The organism is Altererythrobacter sp. MTPC7, from assembly GCF_042851395.1.
GTDB lineage: Bacteria > Pseudomonadota > Alphaproteobacteria > Sphingomonadales > Sphingomonadaceae > CAJXSN01.
Genome location: NZ_BTGS01000001.1, coordinates 345,881 through 365,286 on the forward strand (window position 1 = coordinate 345,881; position 19,406 = coordinate 365,286).

General features: G+C 62.2%; 23 protein-coding genes and 2 riboswitches. Of the genes, 6 read left to right on the forward strand and 17 right to left on the reverse strand.

The features are described 5' to 3' along the window. Positions 1-33 precede the first annotated feature (33 nt). From ACGHJ7_RS01695 to ACGHJ7_RS01720, 6 genes are all read right to left on the reverse strand, one after another. Complete coding sequence (locus ACGHJ7_RS01695) at positions 34-522, reverse strand: GNAT family N-acetyltransferase (RefSeq protein WP_390474056.1); 489 nt, start codon at positions 520-522, stop codon at positions 34-36. Positions 523-528: 6 nt separating this feature from the next. Then, positions 529-759 (reverse strand): DUF4170 domain-containing protein, encoded by a 231-nt coding sequence (locus ACGHJ7_RS01700; RefSeq protein WP_390474058.1) that lies wholly within the window; start codon positions 757-759, stop codon positions 529-531. A 126-nt stretch (positions 760-885) separates the two neighbouring features. Further along, complete coding sequence (locus ACGHJ7_RS01705; protein WP_390474060.1) at positions 886-1,365, reverse strand: hypothetical protein; 480 nt, start codon at positions 1,363-1,365, stop codon at positions 886-888. An 85-nt stretch (positions 1,366-1,450) separates the two neighbouring features. Continuing rightward, positions 1,451-1,789 (reverse strand): hypothetical protein, encoded by a 339-nt coding sequence (locus ACGHJ7_RS01710; RefSeq protein WP_390474061.1) that lies wholly within the window; start codon positions 1,787-1,789, stop codon positions 1,451-1,453. Beyond that, complete coding sequence (locus ACGHJ7_RS01715) at positions 1,786-2,256, reverse strand: phage holin family protein (RefSeq protein WP_390474063.1); 471 nt, start codon at positions 2,254-2,256, stop codon at positions 1,786-1,788. The genes ACGHJ7_RS01710 and ACGHJ7_RS01715 overlap by 4 nt, the downstream gene beginning before the upstream one ends. Before the next feature lie 75 nt (positions 2,257-2,331). Beyond that, on the reverse strand, positions 2,332-2,895 hold the full coding sequence (locus ACGHJ7_RS01720) for a hypothetical protein (RefSeq protein WP_390474064.1): 564 nt from the start codon (positions 2,893-2,895) through the stop codon (positions 2,332-2,334). 161 nt (positions 2,896-3,056) lie between these two features. On the opposite strand from ACGHJ7_RS01720, the gene eno reads away from it, so the two are divergent. Next, the gene (eno, locus tag ACGHJ7_RS01725) at positions 3,057-4,343 is read left to right on the forward strand and encodes a phosphopyruvate hydratase (protein WP_390474066.1); all 1,287 of its coding nucleotides are present in this window, start codon (positions 3,057-3,059) and stop codon (positions 4,341-4,343) included. A 100-nt stretch (positions 4,344-4,443) separates the two neighbouring features. Here eno and ACGHJ7_RS01730 read toward each other — a convergent pair whose 3' ends face one another. The 3 genes from ACGHJ7_RS01730 to ribB form a co-directional block, all read right to left on the reverse strand. Continuing rightward, the gene (locus tag ACGHJ7_RS01730; protein WP_390474068.1) at positions 4,444-4,611 is read right to left on the reverse strand and encodes a hypothetical protein; all 168 of its coding nucleotides are present in this window, start codon (positions 4,609-4,611) and stop codon (positions 4,444-4,446) included. A 109-nt stretch (positions 4,612-4,720) separates the two neighbouring features. Next, a complete protein-coding gene (gene ribH / locus ACGHJ7_RS01735; RefSeq protein ID WP_390474070.1) occupies positions 4,721-5,143 on the reverse strand; it encodes a 6,7-dimethyl-8-ribityllumazine synthase in 423 nt (140 codons plus the stop codon). Between the two features lie 4 nt (positions 5,144-5,147). Next, positions 5,148-6,386, reverse strand: coding sequence for a 3,4-dihydroxy-2-butanone-4-phosphate synthase (gene ribB, locus ACGHJ7_RS01740; RefSeq protein ID WP_390474072.1), 1,239 nt, complete (start codon positions 6,384-6,386; stop codon positions 5,148-5,150). Between the two features lie 280 nt (positions 6,387-6,666). Here ribB and ACGHJ7_RS01745 point away from each other — a divergent pair, with 280 nt between their 5' ends. Next, positions 6,667-7,932, forward strand: coding sequence for a tyrosine-type recombinase/integrase (locus ACGHJ7_RS01745; protein ID WP_390474074.1), 1,266 nt, complete (start codon positions 6,667-6,669; stop codon positions 7,930-7,932). Here ACGHJ7_RS01745 and ACGHJ7_RS01750 read toward each other — a convergent pair. Beyond that, entirely contained in the window at positions 7,929-8,138 is a 210-nt protein-coding gene (locus tag ACGHJ7_RS01750; protein ID WP_348030032.1) for an AlpA family transcriptional regulator, read from the reverse strand. The two genes, ACGHJ7_RS01745 and ACGHJ7_RS01750, sit on opposite strands and share 4 nt — an antisense overlap. 652 nt (positions 8,139-8,790) lie before the next feature. On the opposite strand from ACGHJ7_RS01750, the gene ACGHJ7_RS01755 reads away from it, so the two are divergent. Then, positions 8,791-8,979, forward strand: a complete 189-nt coding sequence (locus ACGHJ7_RS01755; RefSeq protein ID WP_348030031.1) for a hypothetical protein — start codon at positions 8,791-8,793, stop codon at positions 8,977-8,979. A 31-nt stretch (positions 8,980-9,010) separates the two neighbouring features. Here the strand turns inward: ACGHJ7_RS01755 and ACGHJ7_RS01760 are convergent, their stop codons facing one another. From ACGHJ7_RS01760 to ACGHJ7_RS01770, 3 genes are read right to left on the reverse strand one after another with little or no spacing between them, the layout of a single operon-like run. Then, the gene (locus ACGHJ7_RS01760) at positions 9,011-9,937 is read right to left on the reverse strand and encodes a HEPN domain-containing protein (protein ID WP_390474076.1); all 927 of its coding nucleotides are present in this window, start codon (positions 9,935-9,937) and stop codon (positions 9,011-9,013) included. A gap of 48 nt (positions 9,938-9,985) precedes the next feature. Continuing rightward, positions 9,986-10,273 carry a conjugal transfer protein TraD gene (locus ACGHJ7_RS01765; RefSeq protein ID WP_390474078.1) on the reverse strand — a complete coding sequence of 96 codons (288 nt, stop codon included), beginning with the start codon at positions 10,271-10,273 and terminating at the stop codon, positions 9,986-9,988. After that, entirely contained in the window at positions 10,206-10,532 is a 327-nt protein-coding gene (locus ACGHJ7_RS01770; RefSeq protein ID WP_348030029.1) for a conjugal transfer protein TraD, read from the reverse strand. The genes ACGHJ7_RS01765 and ACGHJ7_RS01770 overlap by 68 nt, the downstream gene beginning before the upstream one ends. A 171-nt stretch (positions 10,533-10,703) precedes the next feature. Here ACGHJ7_RS01770 and traA point away from each other — a divergent pair, with 171 nt between their 5' ends. The 3 genes from traA (at position 10,704) to ACGHJ7_RS01785 (ending at position 14,229) form a co-directional block, all read left to right on the forward strand. Beyond that, positions 10,704-13,520: a Ti-type conjugative transfer relaxase TraA gene (gene traA / locus ACGHJ7_RS01775; protein WP_390474080.1), complete on the forward strand. Its 2,817-nt coding sequence runs from the start codon at positions 10,704-10,706 to the stop codon at positions 13,518-13,520. 104 nt (positions 13,521-13,624) lie between these two features. Then, positions 13,625-13,951 carry a type II toxin-antitoxin system RelE/ParE family toxin gene (locus ACGHJ7_RS01780; RefSeq protein WP_348054312.1) on the forward strand — a complete coding sequence of 109 codons (327 nt, stop codon included), beginning with the start codon at positions 13,625-13,627 and terminating at the stop codon, positions 13,949-13,951. Next, complete coding sequence (locus tag ACGHJ7_RS01785; RefSeq protein WP_348030024.1) at positions 13,948-14,229, forward strand: XRE family transcriptional regulator; 282 nt, start codon at positions 13,948-13,950, stop codon at positions 14,227-14,229. The genes ACGHJ7_RS01780 and ACGHJ7_RS01785 overlap by 4 nt, the downstream gene beginning before the upstream one ends. A gap of 556 nt (positions 14,230-14,785) precedes the next feature. Here the strand turns inward: ACGHJ7_RS01785 and ACGHJ7_RS01790 are convergent. From ACGHJ7_RS01790 to ACGHJ7_RS01805, 4 genes are all read right to left on the reverse strand, one after another. Further along, the gene (locus ACGHJ7_RS01790) at positions 14,786-15,034 is read right to left on the reverse strand and encodes a hypothetical protein (protein ID WP_305959967.1); all 249 of its coding nucleotides are present in this window, start codon (positions 15,032-15,034) and stop codon (positions 14,786-14,788) included. Between the two features lie 181 nt (positions 15,035-15,215). Next, positions 15,216-15,434: riboswitch (cobalamin riboswitch) on the reverse strand. 86 nt (positions 15,435-15,520) lie between these two features. Further along, positions 15,521-16,450, reverse strand: coding sequence for a cobalamin-binding protein (locus ACGHJ7_RS01795; RefSeq protein WP_348030023.1), 930 nt, complete (start codon positions 16,448-16,450; stop codon positions 15,521-15,523). A 1-nt stretch (position 16,451) separates the two neighbouring features. After that, complete coding sequence (locus ACGHJ7_RS01800; protein WP_348030022.1) at positions 16,452-17,006, reverse strand: hypothetical protein; 555 nt, start codon at positions 17,004-17,006, stop codon at positions 16,452-16,454. Between the two features lie 11 nt (positions 17,007-17,017). Next, on the reverse strand, positions 17,018-18,949 hold the full coding sequence (locus ACGHJ7_RS01805) for a TonB-dependent receptor domain-containing protein (RefSeq protein WP_348051738.1): 1,932 nt from the start codon (positions 18,947-18,949) through the stop codon (positions 17,018-17,020). Between the two features lie 176 nt (positions 18,950-19,125). After that, a riboswitch (cobalamin riboswitch) is annotated at positions 19,126-19,329 on the reverse strand. Between the last annotated feature and the right edge of the window lie 77 nt (positions 19,330-19,406).

The window sequence follows — 19,406 nt, forward strand, 5'->3', positions numbered from 1 at the left end:
CGCGCCTCTCGCGCGGGCCATGCGGGCTGGCGCCTAGTCGATCGCCTTCGTCATGGCGTAATTGTGGATGGGAACGGACCTGTTTCCATGCTCGATCGTGAAGTCACGCCTTTCGCCCAGCTCGTAGCCCGCGCGTTCGAACGCCGGGCGGGCAAGCTCGCTTGCCTCGGTATAGAGCCGCGCCGCGCCCAAGGTGCGGGCCTTCGTCTCCGCCGCCGCCAATAGCTGCCCGGCGAGGCCGAGCCGCGAGTGGTCGGGATGGCTGTAGAGCATGTCCACGTGCCCGTCCTTTTCCAGCAGGACATACGCGACCGGCCTGTCATCGTTATCGACAGCCACGAAAATATGATCGCCCGCCGCAACGCGGCCGGCGATCCGTTCCGGCTGGATATGGCGGGCCGACCACGCAGCCACCTGTTCCTGGCTGTAGGCGGCAGGCCCGATCGTCGCGATCGCCGCCAGCGTCACCAGTGACAGCGCTTCGGCATCACCGTCGGCATAGGGGCGGATCGCGTAGGCCAAGGCCGATCAGGCTTCCGGATCGAGGATCTTGTGAAGGTGCACGATGACGTATTTCATCGCGGCGTCGTCCACTGTGCGCTGCGCATTGCCGCGCCATGCTTCCACTGCGCCGTCATAGTCCGAATAGACGCCGGCCACGTGAATGCTTTCCGGATCTTCGAATTCGAGGTTGCGCGTGTCTTTCACCCGGCCGCCCATGACGAGATAGAGCGGCTGCTTCGTTTCTTTTTCTTCCATCGTATGAATTCCTTGGGGAGGAGGGGACCCTGCCGCAGCAGGAAGGCAAGGGGGCCATAACGCCGAGCGGCGCGGCAGGCAATTGCCCACCGCGCCGTCTCGCTTCATGTCCTGGCCTTCGCCCGATCAGACGGCAACGCGTGCCTTTGCGTCGCGATAGGTCCTTCCTGCGCGGCGCGCGGCCTTGCGCGACAGGTTCAGGACATTGTCCGAGGTGTTGCCGGCGGTCTTGTAAGCCGAACGGCGGGCCTTGCGCGCACCGAAGGCGAGGTCGTCGCCGAAATCTTCCAGTGCATCGCCGCCGGCACGGGCCACGTCACCTGCCTGGTCGAGAAGACCGCTTGCATAGGCGAGGCCCATTTCCGTGGCGTAGGTTGCGATTGCGCCCGCCTTCTGTCCGGCACGGCGACCCGGACGGGTCATGGCACCGATGGCCAGACCGATCACGACGACGCCTGCCACGGCTGCAACGGGATGGTCCTTTACGAACTGGGTGGTGCTGTCGGCCGCGCTCTTGGCATAATCGCCGATCGTGCGCTCTTCGTTGCGCTGCTCACCGGCTTCGATCTTGGCACGCAGTTCGTCGCGTTTTTCCTGGCTGCTCATGGGGTAACTCCGAATTTGTTAAGTGTCTGGGAAACCAATGGACCAAAGGCCGGGATGTTCCGCGTTCTCGCCCCGACACGGACGATCAGTAAGGGTAGCGGTCGTCGTAAAGTTCGTCCTCGAACAACTCGTGCTGGTCATCGTCTTCGTGTTCGAAGCCGAGAAAGGAGAGGATCGGATTGCGAGCGAACCAGATGCCGACCGCAGCCAGCAGGGTCGCCAGGACACCGCGATTGTTGTCCGCAATTTCGGTCGCTTCCTCGAACAGGTCGAGCGCGCCATGGGTAATGCGGTCGGTGACACGATCCTTCACGCTGCGGGCCGACAGGTCTTCCTTCACATGGGCGATATCGGCCTTCACCAAGGAAAGCGCGGCGTTTCGCAAAGCGCGGTCGGCCCGCATGTCTCTTTCGCGAGCGTTCATGCTGCCGTCTCCCCGGCATCGGCACCATCGTCGGAATTATCGGCATTATCGAAAGCAGCACTGATCTTGCGGAAGCGGCGCAGGGCGAGCCATCCGAAAATCGCGGTGCACACGAGCAGGATCCCGCCCATGATCGCCGTCGCGACAAATGCGCCGACGATTGGGGCGAGGGCGATGATGAGCCCCACGACGATCCCCATCAGCGCAAGATGCAGGAAGGCCAGCATGACCATCGCAAAAGCCGCACCGGCCTTTATCTCGTGCGCGGCAAAGGCAGCCCGGCTTTTCTGGAAAGCCAGTTCGGCCTGGACGTAGGCCTTGCCATCGGCGACCAGCGCGCCAATGTCGTCGGCAAGCGAGGCATCATCCGGACCGCCGGGAATCTGAAGAACGGGATCACCGTATGTGTCGGTGTCCCGCTCCATCTCGTCAGCTTGCCCTGCGGGCGACGTCGTTGTTTCGAGCATATCGCCGTATCAGGCCTTTTTAGCTAGCTTGGGAATGAAAACACCCGGCGCAGCGGCCGGGTGTCCAATCGATCATCAGCGGCGAAGAAGCCGTGCGATCATGTAGCCGCCAACGGCTGCCATGCCAATCGCAAGACCGGGGCTCTGACGTACGAATTCACGGGCGTCATCGCCCAGTTCGTCGACGCTCTTCGCTTCCAGCTTTGCAGCGTTTTCCTGCAGGGTGCGCGAGGCGTTGCGTGCGTAGTCGCCGTATTTCGGGCCGAAATTCTCGTCGATCACGGCGGCGTTGTCGGCGACCATCTTGCTGAGCGCGGAGATGGCATCGCTTGCCTTCGCCTTGCCTTCGACAGCGAGTTCGCCCGCCTTGGCTTTTGCCTGTTCCGAATACTCGCCGCTCTTGTTGCCGGCCTGGTTGCGATAGGCGGCGGCGCGGTCGGATGCTTCGGTCTTCAGGGCGGCTGCTCCGGCACGTGCCTCGTCCAGCGCGGCGTTGAAGCGGGTCTTGGCTTCGCTGCGTCCGGTCGTCGGCTCGGCAGCGGCAGAACCGGCTGCTGCACCGACGGCGTCGCCAGCGACCGCGGTTTTGGGCGCCTTGGCAGCTTTCTTCGTCTTCGGCTTGGCGGTGTCGGTGGCCATGATATTATCCCTCGTAAATTGCTGTTTCACATCGCGGCAACGCAAACGCTGCCCGTTTCATGAGTTCAACGTCGCTTGCACCTGTTAGTTCCGCGTCATAGAGCGCTGCCGACCTCCATATGGAGGTGTCTTATCCATATACAACACCTGGGGTATCGACCATGACTGCCATCATCGACCTGCACGCCCGCGAAATCCTCGATTCGCGGGGCAATCCCACGGTTGAGGTCGATGTCCTACTTGAAGATGGAAGCATGGGCCGGGCCGCCGTTCCCTCCGGCGCGTCGACCGGCGCCCACGAGGCGGTCGAACTGCGCGACGGGGACAAGGGACGCTATCTCGGCAAGGGCGTCACGAAGGCGGTCGAAGCGGTCAACACGGAGATCGCCGAGACGATCCTCGGCCTTGATGCGGAAGACCAGCGCGACATCGACATGGCTCTGATCGGCCTCGACGGCACGGACAACAAGAGCCGCCTGGGCGCGAATGCGATCCTCGGCGTCAGCCTCGCGATGGCGAAGGCGGCCGCGGCTGCGCGCGGAATGCCGCTCTGGGCCTATATCGGCGGCGTGTCCGCCCACGTCCTGCCCGTGCCCATGATGAACATCGTCAATGGCGGCGAGCACGCCGACAACCCGATCGACATCCAGGAATTCATGGTCATGCCGGTCGGGGCAGACAGCCTTGCGGAGGGCGTGCGCTGGGGGGCGGAGATCTTCCACACCCTGAAGAAAGGCCTTGCGGAAAAAGGCCTGTCGACCTCCGTCGGGGACGAGGGCGGTTTTGCGCCGAACCTGTCGAGCACCCGCGATGCGCTCGATTTCATCATGCGCTCCGTCGAGCAGGCGGGCTTCACGCCGGGCCGCGACGTGGTGCTGGCCCTCGACTGCGCTTCGACCGAATTTTTTCGCGACGGCAAGTACGAAGTGTCGGGCGAAAAGCTGTCGCTGGACGGTGCCGGAATGGCGGAATACCTCGCGAAACTGTGTGACGACTACCCGATCAAGTCGATCGAGGATGGCATGGCCGAGGACGACTTCGATGGCTGGAAGGCCCTGACCGATGCCATCGGCGACCGCGTGCAGCTGGTGGGCGACGACCTGTTCGTGACCAATCCGGCGCGCCTGGCCGACGGGATCGAGCGCGGGCTGGCCAATTCGCTGCTGGTGAAGGTCAACCAGATCGGCACGCTGTCGGAGACGCTGGAGGCGGTCGATATCGCGCACCGCGCCGGCTATACCAGCGTGATGTCGCACCGCTCTGGCGAGACCGAGGACGCAACGATTGCCGACCTCGCGGTGGCGAGCAATTGCGGGCAGATCAAGACCGGCTCCCTCGCGCGGTCCGACCGGCTTGCAAAGTACAACCAGCTCATCCGGATCGAGGAAGAACTGGGCGGCAGTGCACATTACGCGGGCACGGCTTGTTTCGGTCGCATTGGCGCCTGAGGCGAATTCCGCTCCTACGTTAAGAAAAGCAGGCGACACATCGGCGGCGCTCCCTAAGCCGGGGGCGCCGCCGTTTCATGTCTGGCCCGATACGCCGAAGCTAGTCGGCAAGGGTCCGCTTCACCGTCGACAATGCGCCGTCGAGGCGCGCAGCGGCGAGATGCAGCCCCATGGCATCGAGCGTTTCGAGATCGTCCTGCCACTGTCTTGCCAATTGGCGCAAAGCGGCTTCGCGGCAGCCATGCTGCGCGGTTGCGGTGTGTTTCATAATGCTGTCCTTGCGATCGAACGCGAGGACTATGCGCGAGTGACGGCAGGGCGGCCAGTGCAATCCAATCCGGATCGGACCCAATCGCCGGGCTTCCCGGCAGGGGCAATCAGAGGCCGAAATTCCTGCGCAAATCCAGCAGCGCGATAGCTGCCTTTGCAGCTTCTCCGCCCTTGTCCTTCTGCGACGGGTCGGCACGAACCTGCGCCTGCTCCTCGTTCTCCACCGTGATGATGCCGTTGCCGATGGCGATACCGTCCATCGTCAAAGCCATGATCGCACGCGCGCTTTCCCCGGCGACGATCTCGAAATGATAGGTTTCGCCGCGAATGACGACGCCGATGGCGACGAAGGCATCGTATCCGCCACTCTCCACAGCCAGGGCAATGGCTCCGGGAATTTCCAGCGCACCGGGCACGGTCAGGACCTCTACATCATGACCCGCGCTTTCCAGCGCTGCGCGCGCACCGGCAATCAGCTGGTCGTTCAGGTGCTCGTAGAAACGCGCTTCGACAATAAGGAAACAGGCCATGGGCTTACTCCGGAATGGGTCGGTGATCGACGATGTTCAGGCCATAGCCTTCGATGGCGACGACGTTGGGCTGCGAATTGCTGAGCAGGATCATGTCCTCGACGCCGAGATCCGCCAGGATTTGCGACCCGATGCCGACATTGCGCTCGGCCTCGTTCTCGCCATAGCCGGAGGCGGGCCTGCCGGTGATGATCACGATGACGCCCGACCCGTGATCGCCCACGGCCGTCATGGCCCGCTGGAGCGTGCGCTTGCGCTCGCCCGGCTTGCCCAGAACATCGTCGAAGATCGAGATCGGGTGGACGCGGGCGAGGGTGGGCTTGCCTTCCTCGATGCGGCCTTTCTGCAGGACGTAGCTTTCGCTGCCATCGACCGTGTTGCGATAGGTCATCATGCGCCAGTCGCCGCCGTAATCCGAAGTGAAGGCCTCGTCCGACCTGCGCTCGACCAGATGGTCGTGACGCATGCGGTATTCGATCAGGTCGCGAATGGTGCCGATCTTCATGTCGTGCTTGCGCGCGAAACCGACCAGGTCGTCGAGCCGGGCCATCGTCCCGTCCTCGTTCATGATCTCGCAGATCACGCCGGAGGGATTGAGCCCGGCGAGACGCGAGATGTCCACCGCGGCCTCCGTATGGCCGGCCCGGACCAGGACGCCCCCGTCGCGGGCGGCCAGTGGGAAGACGTGACCCGGGCTGACGATATCGTCCGGGCCCTTGCCCTCGTCGATGGCGACCAGCACGGTGCGCGAGCGGTCGGCTGCGCTGATGCCCGTGGTGACGCCGTGCTTCGCCTCGATCGAGGTGGTGAAGGCCGTCTGCATGCTCTCGCGGTTCTCGCGGGTCATGGGTTCCAGGCCCAGCGCCTCCACGCGGCGGCGGTCGAGCGACAGGCAGATGAGGCCGCGGCCATGGGTCGCCATGAAATTGATGGCATCGGGGGTCGCCATCTGTGCCGGGATGATGAGGTCGCCTTCGTTCTCGCGGTCCTCGTCATCCACCAGGATGAACATGCGGCCGTTGCGCGCCTCGTCGATGATCTCTTCCGCGCCGACAATGACTGGTGTCTCGTCGTTCTCTTCCAGGAAGGCCTGCAGCTTGCCGAGCGTATCGGTGGTGGGGTTCCAGCTGGCTTCCGTGCAATCACGCAAGGTATTGGCATGCAACCCTGCCGCCCGGGCGAGGCCGGCACGGGTCATGAGGCCTTGGGAAACGAGGGTGCGGACTTTTTCGACGGTGTTCATGGCCACCCGTCTCACATTTGAATGTGATCATGTCAAGCGCGTCACATTGAGGCGACGCACGAACTCACCAGACACGGCACGGGCCACTCGAAACCGCAATGTGAGAGGAGGGGGGGTGGTGGACGCACTAGGGTTCGAACCTAGGACCCGCTGATTAAGAGCGGCAAAATAGCTGTTTCAGAACGTCTCACCATGCTTGCTTTTCATAGGGTTAAGTGTCATACCTTACCATGCGAATTCACCGTATTTCACGCCAAATGTAACCTAAGGTTACGCTCCGGTGATTGAAAATCAGGAGGTCTTTAGCATGGTTTCCACAACTCTGACCGATGCCAAGCTGGCATCCTTGAAGCCTCCCGCCACCGGTCAGGTTGAAGTGAGCGATGCCGTCGTGCCAGGACTTCGTGTGCGGATCGGCGTTTCAGGTAGCCGCACGTTCATCATTAGAAAGCGCATCGGCGGACGCGTAAAGACGATCACTCTCGGTCGTTATTCGCCGCGCTTCAGCCTCGCGGTTGCACGCAAGAAAGCGCGCACAATCCTATCGGACATCGAGGCGGGCGGCGATCCTTCGAGCAACGTTTCGACCCGAAAGCGTCAGGCGAGCGGAAGGACTGTCCGCACTATGTGGCCGGACTACCGGTTGGCTAAGTCCGATCGCCGTTCGATTAAGGAGATCGAGCGGATATTCAATCGCCACATCCTGCCACACTTCGGGGACCGGATGGCCGAAACGATAACGCGCGCGGAGATCACCCAGTTCATCGACGAGATCGCGCGGAACTCACCGGTGATGGCACGAAATGTCCTCTCCCATCTTTCGTCTTTCTACGGATGGGCGCTGCCACGGCTCGACGCCCTACCGGGCAATCCGTGCCGGGATGCCGGTCGCCCGCCTGCCCCCAAAGCCCGCGACCGCGTGTTGAACGATACCGAACTCGGTATCCTATGGAATCTGCTCGATGAAGAGCCAGCGCCATTTGGTCCGGCAATTAAATTACTCATCTTGACCGGACAGCGGCGCGGGGAAGTGTTCGAGGCCGATCGAAGCGAATTCGATCTCGAAGAGAAGCTATGGACGATACCCGCCAATCGGGCGAAGAACGGTGTGGCGCATCTGGTGCCGCTGTCTGACGAGGCCGCAAAGATTGTCGAAAGTCAGACCGCCAAGGACGACAGCGAGAAGCTGTTCCCGGCGAGAGGCAACGGTGCAAATGGCGCGAGCGGTTTCAGCAAGACTATGTCGCGCCTTCGCCCGGCACTCGAGGAGGCGATCGCGCAGCCTGTGCCGCGTTGGACCTTGCATGATTTGAGGCGGACCCTTGCCACCGGCTTGCAGCGTCTCGGCGTTCGGCTCGAAGTGACCGAAGCTGTATTGAACCACGTCTCAGGTTCGCGGGCTGGTATCGTGGGCGTTTACCAGCGGCACGACTATTTTTCGGAGAAGCGCGAGGCGCTTGATGCCTGGGCCGAGGAGGTCCTGCGATTAGGTCAGGCGGGTCGTTCGAAACATTTGACCACGAAGGAGGGGGCTGGGGAAGGCTAAGAGTCCAGCCTTTCGTCCGCTACATAGTCCGTTGGATTCCTGATCCATTCGTTGACTGCGGACTCGTGCCATCCGGCGGAGTGTTCTCCGAGTTTAACCGAGCGGGGAAAGCTGCCTTCCGCCATCTTGCGGTAGAGGGTCGAGCGGCTGAGACCGGTCCGGTCGAGCACGGTCCTCATGCGGATGATGCGGTCAGAAAAAGGCATGTGAACTCCATCGTGTGAGATATGGCGATGCGATGAAGAGCAGCATTGGAACGGTGTCAGCGACCGGCAAGGGGGTAACGGTACATCGTAGTGCTGTAGGGTGTAGATACGTGTAAAAGGGCGAAATTCGCCTTCGCTTGATCAGCACGAATCGAGGCTTACTGTCTTATCCACGGGTTGTAACTGGACGACGATATGTGTGCTGCCCTGCGGGCGACCCGCTCTATCCGCTGCGCGGATCGGGCCTATAGCCCCGGCCCATCCGGGTGACGATCAGGAGCAGTTTCAGATTGAGCGGGAGTTTCCGGAGGACGCGCTCGGTCCCGCGCATTCTGCGCACCTGCGGGCGCGGCGTCCTTACGCTGACCCGCAGGCGCGCTCGCCTCTCTTCTTGCCGGGCGCGAGGGCCCCGTTTCTGTGAGCCGCTGACGCGGCCCGGGCAGCGTCTGACGGCGCAGTTTCTTCGTTGAAGGGAACGCCAAGGGCTTCGCCCTCTCGTTCCCAAACCGGAACAGACGCCCCCGGGTGGCGGGCTTCGCCCGCTGGCCCGCGCCAAGGCATCGGTTCCGGCTTTCCCTCCCCCTCCCATCCTCGCCGGAAGGCAGAGCCGCATGCCGCAGGCAGTGCGACCTTCAGCCGGAGGAAAAGGGACATGACCGATTTGTTGCTGATGTATCGAGCGTGCGGAGCGGAGACGCGCGACGACTATCTGCGTTCCCTGACGCATGAGAATGGCTTGCCGCTGGAATGTGTGCGGAGAATCGCGGACCGGCTTGGCGAGCGTGAGGATTTTGGAGCGCTTGTGTTGATTTGCGAAGATCACGACGCGAGGGCGCGATAGCTCCCCAAGCTGCTAGTGTAGAAGCAGGCGATCACGCGGATTGAACCGCGCTCTCGAGTTTGGACAGTTGCCCCGAGCACACTTCGTGAACCACCCGGCCAAGTTCCTCAACCTGTTCGCCGAGCCATTCAAGCTCTTCCTTGGTGATGCGATAGTGCTTTGAGTAGCGCGCCTTCACATAGGCCTCTTTGAGCTTCTCGAAGCGCGCTCGGTCGCGTTTCGTCTCGCGCGGCCAGACATAGATCAGGCGCTGATCGATGCGCTCAGCCTGGGTGCGCAGGAAGCCGAGATTGTGCACGTGGGGCGTGTAGAAGGTGCAGACCAGCAGCACACAGTGATAAAGCGTTTCGGTGCCTTGATGCAGAAGAAATGCCGCTTTCTTCCAATCTCCCTCCGACATGTAGAACCCATAGCCCTTCAAGAAGCTGGCTGCGCTCGGCATCCACTCGTCAAAATACTCCTTCGCCATCGTATGAGCTTGTTCTGGCGTTTTAGGCTTGGGCGTGTGCAGTTCGGTGTCATCGGACTGGTAGAGCGCAACGCCATCTTGCTTCACATCCATGAAGAAGTAGCGCCCATGGGCCAGCCCGTCATTCACCTCCTGCAGAGTGTGGACGATGAAGTTGACGGGAGTCTTGAGCGCCTTCGTGACGCCGTACTCACGCATCAACCGGTCATCGAGCTTTGACCAGTATTTGACCCGATCAGTCAGCCGCTTGTCGTTGACGATGATGAGCAGGTCGTAGTCCGACTGGTAGCCCTTCGCCGTATGCGGCTCGTCAACCCAGGTGCCGCGCGCATAGCTTCCGTAGAGGATCACCTTCAAAATTCGCCCAGCCTTTTTCCATTCGTGTTTGGCTAACGCGAAGGCATCGTCGAACTCCTCGAATATCAGCTGCACCACGCGCTCCAACTCGCGCTGTTTCTGTGGTGGGAGGTGATCGAGATCGCTATGCATTTGTTTCAGCCTAGCAAAGCCGGACTCGGCCTGCACCCTCAATTCGCATCATTCCCGTCGGAACGCGCGGCGACCCCGACGCCGCCACAAGGTCAGCGCCTGTTCGCGTTCTTCACCTTGAAGCTTCGCGGCAACCGTAAGGAACGCGCCGAGCAGAACCGCGCGGTCATCGTCGGTCAGCTCGATCAGACCGGCTTTCTGGACCAGTCCGCCCAGCTCGATCAGATGGCGGGTGCGCTCGCGGCGGTTCACGACCCAGGCGCGCCGGTCATGTCGCGCCCGCTTCGCTTGCAGACGATGCTGTGCTGCCATCGCTCCTCGCTGCGCTTTTCGCATTGCCGCCAGTTGCGCGCGCAGCGCGGCGTTTTGTCGTTCGAAAGAAGGCAGCGCCGCGTTCGCGCAATTCCTCCTTCCGTCGCGCATCATCAAGCGCGACCAGTTCGAGCATTCCGCCCGCGAGCAGGTCCGGGTCCAGCGCGTCGGCCCCGGTAGCCGCGACCAGTTCGCCATGCTGTATTGTCTTTCGCTGGCGCAGCTGTTTGGCTTTTTCGTTGAGTGCCTTGAGTTCAGCATCATAGTCCTTTGGTTTGCGCATCGGTTCATCTCCAGACTGTCGATGCGCGCAGTGTAAATCAGTAGGAGCCCAAAGGCTTTAGCAAGGCCGGAACAGGGCGGGACGGTCTGGTCCCGAGCAAGAATCTTTCTTGTGAGGGCGCGCTTATACGTCGTGCCGACGTGCGCTTTGCAGTGTAACTGGATGGCCGTCATGGCGATCTACCATTTCTCGGCCAAGGTCATCTCGCGGGCGGCGGGCAGCAGCGCGCTGGCATCCGCCGCCTACCGCTCCGCTTCGCGGCTCCACGACCAACGGCTCGACCGGCACCATGACTTCACCAACAAATCCGGCGTCGTGCATTCCGAAGTCCTGCTTCCGGAGCACGCACCGCACGACTTCGCCGACCGCGAGCGGCTGTGGAACGCGGTCGAGACGGTGGAGGTCCGAAAGGACGCACAGCTCGCCCGCGAGGTCGAGTTCGCCATCCCGCGCGAGATGAGCGAGGCGCAGGGCATCGCGTTGGCGTGCGATTTCGTCGAAGCCGAGTTTGTCGAGCGCGGCATGATCGCCGACCTCAATGTGCATTGCGATATCGGGGCGGACGGCCTCGCCAAGCCGCACGCGCACGTCATGCTCACCATGCGCGAAGTCAGCGAGGACGGGTTCGGGCCGAAGAACCGCGACTGGAACCGCACCGAGCTGCTGACAGGCTGGCGCGAACGCTGGGCCGATCACGTCAACGAACGGCTGGCGGAACTCGATATCGACACCCGAATCGATCATCGCAGTTTGGAAGCGCAGGGCATCAGCCTCGAACCGCAGCACAAGATTGGCCCCGCCGCCTCGCGCCGGTTGGAGCGCGGCGACATCGCCGAGCGCGCCGAGGATCATTTGCGCATCGCGCGCGAGAATGGTGCAAAGATCATCGCCGATCCTCAAATCGCGCTTGACGCGATGACGCACAGCCAAGCGACGTTCACCCGTGAGGACATGCTGCGATTCCTGCATCGGCATACCGAGGGGCAGGAGCAGTTCGAGCAGGCACGGGCGGCGATGCGCGGTTGCCCGGAGCTTGTGCAACTGGGCCAGGACGGGCGCGGGCAGACCCGCTTCACCAGTCGCGACATGATCGCGGTCGAGGAGCGCCTCACCCGCGCCGCCGACGCGCTGGCGAAACGCTGCGATCATGGTGTCGCGCTTCGCCATCGCGACGCGGCGCTGACCGCATCGCGCGAGCGCGGCCTAACCCTGTCCGGCGAACAGCGCGATGCACTTTTGCATGTGACCGGGAAGGAGGGCCTCGCCTCGGTGGTGGGCTATGCGGGGTCGGGCAAGTCCGCGATGCTGGGCGTTGCGCGCGAGGCTTGGGAGGCATCGGGCTACCAGGTCCGGGGCGCGGCGTTGTCCGGGATCGCCGCCGAGAACCTCGAAGGTGGATCGGGCATCGCTGCGCGCACCATTGCGAGCTTGGAGCATCAGTGGGGCCAGGGCCGCGAGTTGCTCGCCGGGCGTGACGTATTAGTAATCGACGAAGCGGGCATGGTCGGCTCGCGCCAGTTGGCGCGTGTCTTGACCGAAGCGGAGAAACGCGGCGCGAAGGTGGTGCTGGTCGGCGACCCGCAGCAGCTTCAGGCCATCGAGGCGGGCGCGGCGTTTCGCTGTGTTGCCGAGCGACACGGCGCGGTCGAGATCGGCGAGGTCCGTCGCCAGCGCGAGGACTGGCAGCGTGATGCGACCCGCCAGCTCGCCACCGGACGGACGGGCGAGGCGCTGGCGGCCTATGAGCAGCACGGGGCTGTACATCATGCGGTGACGCGCGCAGCGGCGCGGAATGATCTCATTGGACGGTGGGACCGGGAACGCGCCGCCTCACCCGATGAGAGCCGGATCATCCTGACCCACACCAATGACGAGGTGCGGGCGTTGAACATCGCCGCGCGCAAACGACTGCGTGGGGCAGGCGAGCTTGGCGATGAGGTCACGCTCGCCACTGAGCGCGGTGAGCGCAGCTTTGCGCCGGGAGACCGCGTCATGTTCTTGCGAAACGAGCGGGACATGGACGTGAAGAATGGCAGCTTGGCCACCATCGAGCAGATCAACCCCGAGCGCATGGCCGCACGGCTCGATGACGGGCGGCATGTCGCGTTCGACCTGAAAGACTACGCGCATATTGACCACGGCTACGCCGCCACCATCCACAAGGCGCAGGGGATGACGGTCGATCGTGCGCATGTGCTCGCGACGCCGGGCCTCGACCGGCATGCCGCCTATGTCGCGCTGTCGCGCCACCGGACGGGCATTGATCTGCACTATGGCCGGGACGACTTCGCTTCGACCGATAAGCTGGTCCGCACTCTGTCGCGCGACCGCGCCAAGGATATGGCAACCGACTACACACCCGAGCGGGCTGATGAGTATGGTCGTGCGTTTGCCGAGCGCCGTTCGCTCGCAGGCGATATCCGTAATCGCCTGGAGGATGGCTGGAAGCGGTTCAAACGAACAGTGATCGAGCACGCCCGCTCGGTATCGGATATCTTCCGCGCAGGCGAGCAGGGGCGGGCCGTCAGCCCCGAGCAGAGCGACTCACTGGCCCAGCGGCGCGCGGCGCTCGACGCCTTCGACCCCAATCACTCGCGGGACATCGAGCGCGCCTATAAGGCCGACCCGGCGCTCGCCCACAAGACGGCGAGCGGGCGCACCGCCCGCGCTATCCGCGCGCTACAGCTTGAAGGCGAACTGCGCCAGAATGCACCGGCGCGCGCCGACCGATTCGTTGCCGACTGGCGCAAGCTCGATAGTGCGCGCGAGACGGCCTATCGGCAGGGCAACATGACCGGCATGAAACGGATCACCGCGCAGATGGGCGGGATGGCAAAGAGCCTGGAACGCGACCCGCAGCTCGAATCTCTCCTTGCCGGGCGCAAGCAGCAGCTCGGCATCAGTATCGGCATGGGCCGCAGCCTTGGGCGCGAGCTGGCGACAAGCATCGGGTTCGATTGGGGGAGGGGGCGAGGGTTGGGAAGGTGAACGCGATGCGCCAAGGACCCTTGAGGCGCGGCGATGCGTATAGCGAACACCATCACCTTCACTACAAACGGCTTGCCAGAATGTATCGGATTTGATACGCGCTTATGATGAAGTTGATAGAATGGCTGGGAAGTAGCCGGGCCGATCTTCGCGCTTTTCCCGAGGACGCGCGTCTTGATGCCGGTTGGCAGCTCGAACTTGTCCAGCGCGGTGAAGACCCCGATGACTGGAAGCCCATGAAAACCGTGGGCAAAGGCGTGAGGGAAATTCGCATCAGGGAAGCATCGGGCGCGTTCCGGGTGATCTACCTGGCGAAATTGGAGGACCGGGTTCTGGTGCTGCATGCGTTTCAGAAAAAGACCCAGGCGACAGCAAAGAAAGACCTCGATTTAGCGACGCGGCGGTTGAAACAGTGGAAGGCGGATCAATGACTTCGGAAGTGTATGAAAATGTGTGGGACGCGCTGGCCGATACCGAGCAAGAGGCCGCGAATCTGAAACTGCGTTCGGCGCTACTCTTTGAAATCCGCAAGGTGGTGCTGAGCTGGGATGTCCCGCAACAGGAAGCGGCTACCCGGCTTGGCCTGACCCGGCCCCGGACCAGCGATCTGTTGCGCGGCAAGCTGGCCAAGTTTTCCCTCGATGCGCTCGTCAACATTGCCGCCGCCGCCCATATGAAAGTCGAGCTGACGCTTAAAGAGGCGGCATGAGCGTCAATTCGGGCCGCGCTCTGCCTCGCGCAGCCCGTCTAGCTATGGGGCAGGGCACTGATCGCGGCTGCTGACCTAGGTGTATCCGACTACAGACGGTCTCTCTCCGGAAACTCAACTGGACCTCATCTGTTTTCGGAGATGGAAACGGGAGAGTGTTTTCGGAGATGCGCAGGAATGATCTTGGAGTTTCCAAGCGGCTCAGTGCCGATCTCCGAAAAACGACCGTTATCAAGATGCTTGCTTCCGACCCTCAATTTCGGTCGTAGCAGCGCATTCGACCTATCGCCAAAAGCGGTCGTTCATGAAGAACCGGTTGTCGTCGGTAACGCCCCCCGATCCCAGCCATTCTGGTACAAGATCTGAACCCCCCAAAAACGGTTGATCGTGAAGCGGTAGCTACGCGCTACGCTCTCCGAGACTCAACAAATCGTCGCGAAAATTTCAGAATGTCAGCGGTCGACAAAAGGGCAGTCGCAACCCGCAGTCGAAAACGGCGCCGAGTTTGAGCCCGGCGCCGTTCATCCTTCTCATTCAATGCAAAGTGGCTTGAGAATTAACCGTTGCATGAATACTCGAATTGCGCCGCGTAATAACCGGCATTCTGGATTATGCGAATGACGTTGAACGAGGCCAGACCGCCATTCGAAGCACAGATGTTTTGCGCACCTTGTTCGGCCGCAGCTATGGCCTGTCCCACTTCGGGTAGAAACGGCCCGATGTCCGTCTGCTGAGCAACCGCGGCAGAAGAGCCGAATGCGATCGCAGCCGAGAGTGCCAGAACCTTCGTCTTAGTTTTGAACATGGTATTTTCTCCGTGAGCTCTAAGCCCTTCACGCCGATATAATGGCTTGGATCTCCGAACCTCGGCCGAACAGCCTGGTCAACGGACGCTATACGCCGACCGGGCGTGCTCGGAGCAATCCAAGCCGCTTATCGTCGCTCCGACGAAAATGATTTCGCGCCCGACCAATCCCATGAGTCAGGCAAGAGCGACTCGCTCCGGTCGGTCTCCTGGCTCGCGGGTCATCACTTGAAATACACCTTCCCGAACTAAACAATCAGTCCAGTGGCTGCGGAGACACCCGCCAGTATTTCTTGCTCGCCGCTTACAGTTGCAGGGACAGCCGCAGATTTGACCTTGGAAGGCCTCACTGTGTTCCCGTTACCGGTGCGAACTTAAAACTGAATGCGCGTAACGTTGCATCCAGCTAGTTTTCTGTATCGGTTCGCCGCTCTAAAAAGAAGGGGGCGGGGAGATCATCTGCGTCGAACAGTGCGGAAAACATCGTCAATCCCCGCCGATGACTATCCAGTCCTGTCCCATTTCGAATGCTCGCACCTGATTTGTTCCAAGCAATTGCGCAATGAGCTCGGCCGATTCGACGAGTCGTGGGCCGGGGCGATTGAAATAATGATGGCCATCGACGGCAAAGACCTTCCTTTTGCGAACCGCGTTAAGGTCATTCCAACCGGAGTGGTCGACGAGCGTCTCAAGATTGGCGAGCGTCTGTGGCAACTGATATCCGCAGGGCATCGCGACGATCAGATCGGGATCGGCAGCGATCAAGTCATCCCAATCCAGCCACGGAGAATGTTCACCAGCTCGCGCGAACAATGGGCGACCACCGGCCGCCTCGATCAGTTCGGGCACCCAGTTTCCCGCCGCCATCAGCGGATCTATCCATTCGATCGCGGCAACACTGGGGCGATCTATCCTTTCCGCTCGGTTTCCGGCCAGCCCTGCCATGCGCGCTCTCAGGCCACCAACCACCGACGACGCCCGCTCGGAAATTCCCGCCGCTTCGGCGACCTCGACGAAATCGCCCCACACATCCTTCAGCGTATCGGGCGCTAGCGAAAGCAGAACCGGTGCGGTTCCGGTCCATTTGCTCAGTGCCCCCTCCAGATCGGCAGGGGTGACCGCGCAGACCGCGCATTGCGACTGCGTCAGGATGAGGTCGGGTCGCAAGTCGCGCAGCAGCGCGGTATCGACCTCGTACACCGACAGTCCTTGCCGCACGATTTCCTGAACCCGGTCGTCGATCTGCCGCGACGTCAATCCCTTCTCGAGCTTGGTCGACGTGACGACCGGCAACCCCTTTACGAAAGGGGGATAGTCGCATTCGTGGGAGCGACCGACGAGGCTCCCTCCCAACCCGAGCGCGACTGCGATCTCGGTCGCGCTCGGCAGGAGAGATACGATACGCGGTTGCGCCATATCAGGCGAACCGTATTCGCGGCGCGGGTCCGAATAGCGTTGGAACGGTCCTGGTAAGGAGCCAATACCCGCCCGAAAGTCCTGCGAACCACAGTGCATCGTTGACAAGGATCTGTCCCACGATCGGCATCGTGAACATCTCGGTCCCGCCTACCACCAACGCAAACCCGAATAGCGCCCCTTCGTAAATGAAGAAGCCGACCAGAAACGCGCCCAGCGTCCGAAACGAGCTCAGCTCGTCGCGTTCGCCCAAGATGGTGGCACCTGCGAACATGGCGAGAATCGATGCGATGCCCAGCGCACCGCCCCAGGCGAACGCATAACCCGTATGCGGGTAACCGAGGACGGTGAACCCCAGCACCTGGTTTGTCACCCAAATCGCGAGGATCGTCGCCAGCGCGAGCGAGCGGCGCATGGTCGCGGCGCTCACGATCGCAAGAGCCACGAACGGCATCATGCAGGCGGCGGCCAGCGATCCGCCCACCGTCGCCAAGGCGAGTGTGACAGGCCATGCGAACCTCGCAGTCTCGGACTGAGCCGTCATTTCATCCGTCATCGAAATTCTCCCTAGAATCGGGCGCGCGCGCCGACGGCGAACGAGCGTCCCGGCGTAGCGAAGCTGAAGACATCCTCGTAGTCGGCGGCCGTCAGGTTCTCGACCCGGCCGAACAGCTCGACATTATCCATGACCCTCACGTCGGCGGCGACGTTCAGCAGTAGGTAGTCGTCCAGTTGCACGCGAACCGGCACGAAGGAGGGATCGATGAAAGCGCTGTCGATCGTCTCGCCATTGTAGCGCGCGACGAGCGTGACCCCTCCCGCATCCTTGGGGGCGCGCCAATCGACGGCCAGACTGGCGGTATGTGAGGGCCGACGTACCTCGCGCATGCCATCCTCGCGGGAACGCAGATAGGTGTAGGCTCCATTGACGCTCCAAGCCTCGCCGAATCGCGCCTCGCCGAACACCTCGACACCGTTTCTCCTAGATACGGTATCGCGATTGCCAGGGCTGGCGATGAAGTTCGGGGGCGGAAAAGAAGTGAATATCTCGTCGTCCAGTTCGCTTTCGAAATAGGTGACCCCGATCGAAGCGCGCTCACCGAACAGCGACTGGTCGATCCCGATCTCCCATCCACTCGACTTCTCGGGCTTGAGGTCGGGATTGCCGATGAAGCGGCCGTCCACGAAACCGAAGAGTTCGTAGAACGAGGGGTTCTTCACCCCCGATCCTGCGGCCCCGCGCACCCGCGTCGTTGCAGCGATCCGATAGCTCGCCTGAAGTCTGTATGTGGTCGTATCGGCGAACTGGTCGTTCCAGTCCCTGCGGATCGAAGCGGACGCGCTCGCCCGGTCTCCTAGATCGATTGCATACTGGCCGACGAGACCGACATTGTCGATCTGCCGGCGACCGGTGAATGCGAAGCCGGTCGGATCGGTGTTACGGAAACGTTCGCGTTCGACATCGAGAGCCGCCGTGACCCGGTGTGTGAGACCGCCAGCTTCGATACGCAACGTCGTATCGTAGGACCCTTTCAGCCTCTGCCCTTCGCTGCCGTAGCTGCGTCCAGTCGAAGCGAAACCGTCGCGCCGGGTGTCCGCGATCTGTGCCGACAACGCATGGGTCCAGCGATCGTCGAGAAGATCCAGCTCACCCCGCAGGAGCGCATAGACAGCCTCGTTCTCGAAACGGTTGCCGGGGCTATCGACCTGGAATCCGAACGTCGGACTTGCTGGATCGGAATCGCTGTCGTTGAATTCGGCATCAGTGCGCGCGTAGCGCAATACGCCGGTGAGGCGTACATTGGACGTAGGCGCGAACGTCGTCTTAAGAGAGACTGCACCGCTGTCGTTCGCAAGGTTGCGCGTGCCGTTGCGGGCGCCTGGCGTTCCATCGGTGGTGTTAAGCGTGGCGGACAGCGCGTAGTCGAGATCGCCGCTATATCCGGCGATCCGGGCAGCGCCGTTCAGCGTGCCGAACGAACCGGCTTCGATACGCGCGACCGCCCCGGGCGCATCGCGGCCGCCGAGAGTGATGTACTGGATGACGCCGCCGATCGCGTCCGATCCGTAGATCGCGCTCTGCTGCCCGCGCAGCACTTCGATCCGCGCCGCCTCGTCGGCGATAAGCGTTCCGAAATCGAATTCTCCAGCGTAGGGGTCGGACACCTCTATCCCATCTACCAGGACGAGCGTATGATTGGCTTCAGCCCCTCGCAAACGGATCTGCGTCTGGCCGGGAACCCGTCCGACCGCGACACCCGGGACGTCGCGCAGCACGTCGGACACCTCGCGCACTTGCCGCCGATCGAGGACCTGCCGGTCGAGGACCGTGACCGATCCGCCGACCCGGTCGATCGGCACGGGATCGGTCGCGCGGTTCCCGGTAACGACGATCGAGGTGTTGGAGGTTTCGGGATCGGCATCGGGATCGATCGTTTGCGCGAGCGCCGGACTTGTCAGGAACGCGGAAGACAGAAGCAATAAATGAGCGTATTTCATAGACACGAATTTCCAAGGCGCCAGGCGACTTGGCCGGAGCGTCCGCGCAAACGCGGTCGACGAGACTGCCAAGGGACGGACGCGCGCATCCCCCGGCGGTCCTGCCGATGCGGCTCCAACCGCTACTCGTCGCCCGGACGAAATTCGTTTCGCGCCTGGCCAATCCCATGAGCCCGGCAAGAGCGACACGCACCGGTCGGTCTCCTGGCTCACGGGTCACTGCACGCGACATACCTTCCCAGACGGACATCGCCGCCCAGTGGTCGTGGAGCGAACCCCACTCATGTCACGCGCTCGCCGCTTACAGTTGCAGGGACAGCCGCAGAATTGGCCCGATGAGACCTCACTGCGTTCCCGTTACCGGCACGCTCAATCGACATCTGATTCTGCCGACGCTTCCGTCATAGAGTTTGGTTGAAAGTGCGGCAAGCGCGCAGTTCCAGAGCAACTGACGTGA

Coding starts and splice junctions, on each gene's coding strand:
- ACGHJ7_RS01710 (WP_390474061.1), bottom strand. CDS start 1,789: ATGAACGCTCGCGAAAGAGACATGCGGGCCGACCGCGCTTTGCGAAAC.
- ACGHJ7_RS01770 (WP_348030029.1), bottom strand. CDS start 10,532: ATGCGCAAACCAAAGGACTATGATGCTGAACTCAAGGCACTCAACGAA.
- ACGHJ7_RS01705 (WP_390474060.1), bottom strand. CDS start 1,365: ATGAGCAGCCAGGAAAAACGCGACGAACTGCGTGCCAAGATCGAAGCC.
- ACGHJ7_RS01780 (WP_348054312.1), top strand. CDS start 13,625: ATGATGAAGTTGATAGAATGGCTGGGAAGTAGCCGGGCCGATCTTCGC.
- ACGHJ7_RS01790 (WP_305959967.1), bottom strand. CDS start 15,034: ATGTTCAAAACTAAGACGAAGGTTCTGGCACTCTCGGCTGCGATCGCA.
- ACGHJ7_RS01720 (WP_390474064.1), bottom strand. CDS start 2,895: ATGGCCACCGACACCGCCAAGCCGAAGACGAAGAAAGCTGCCAAGGCG.
- ACGHJ7_RS01805 (WP_348051738.1), bottom strand. CDS start 18,949: ATGAAATACGCTCATTTATTGCTTCTGTCTTCCGCGTTCCTGACAAGT.
- ACGHJ7_RS01785 (WP_348030024.1), top strand. CDS start 13,948: ATGACTTCGGAAGTGTATGAAAATGTGTGGGACGCGCTGGCCGATACC.
- ACGHJ7_RS01700 (WP_390474058.1), bottom strand. CDS start 759: ATGGAAGAAAAAGAAACGAAGCAGCCGCTCTATCTCGTCATGGGCGGC.
- ribH (WP_390474070.1), bottom strand. CDS start 5,143: ATGGCCTGTTTCCTTATTGTCGAAGCGCGTTTCTACGAGCACCTGAAC.
- ACGHJ7_RS01800 (WP_348030022.1), bottom strand. CDS start 17,006: ATGACGGATGAAATGACGGCTCAGTCCGAGACTGCGAGGTTCGCATGG.
- ACGHJ7_RS01795 (WP_348030023.1), bottom strand. CDS start 16,450: ATGGCGCAACCGCGTATCGTATCTCTCCTGCCGAGCGCGACCGAGATC.
- ribB (WP_390474072.1), bottom strand. CDS start 6,386: ATGAACACCGTCGAAAAAGTCCGCACCCTCGTTTCCCAAGGCCTCATG.
- ACGHJ7_RS01730 (WP_390474068.1), bottom strand. CDS start 4,611: ATGAAACACACCGCAACCGCGCAGCATGGCTGCCGCGAAGCCGCTTTG.
- ACGHJ7_RS01760 (WP_390474076.1), bottom strand. CDS start 9,937: ATGCATAGCGATCTCGATCACCTCCCACCACAGAAACAGCGCGAGTTG.
- ACGHJ7_RS01755 (WP_348030031.1), top strand. CDS start 8,791: ATGACCGATTTGTTGCTGATGTATCGAGCGTGCGGAGCGGAGACGCGC.
- eno (WP_390474066.1), top strand. CDS start 3,057: ATGACTGCCATCATCGACCTGCACGCCCGCGAAATCCTCGATTCGCGG.
- traA (WP_390474080.1), top strand. CDS start 10,704: ATGGCGATCTACCATTTCTCGGCCAAGGTCATCTCGCGGGCGGCGGGC.
- ACGHJ7_RS01715 (WP_390474063.1), bottom strand. CDS start 2,256: ATGCTCGAAACAACGACGTCGCCCGCAGGGCAAGCTGACGAGATGGAG.
- ACGHJ7_RS01750 (WP_348030032.1), bottom strand. CDS start 8,138: ATGCCTTTTTCTGACCGCATCATCCGCATGAGGACCGTGCTCGACCGG.
- ACGHJ7_RS01765 (WP_390474078.1), bottom strand. CDS start 10,273: ATGCGAAAAGCGCAGCGAGGAGCGATGGCAGCACAGCATCGTCTGCAA.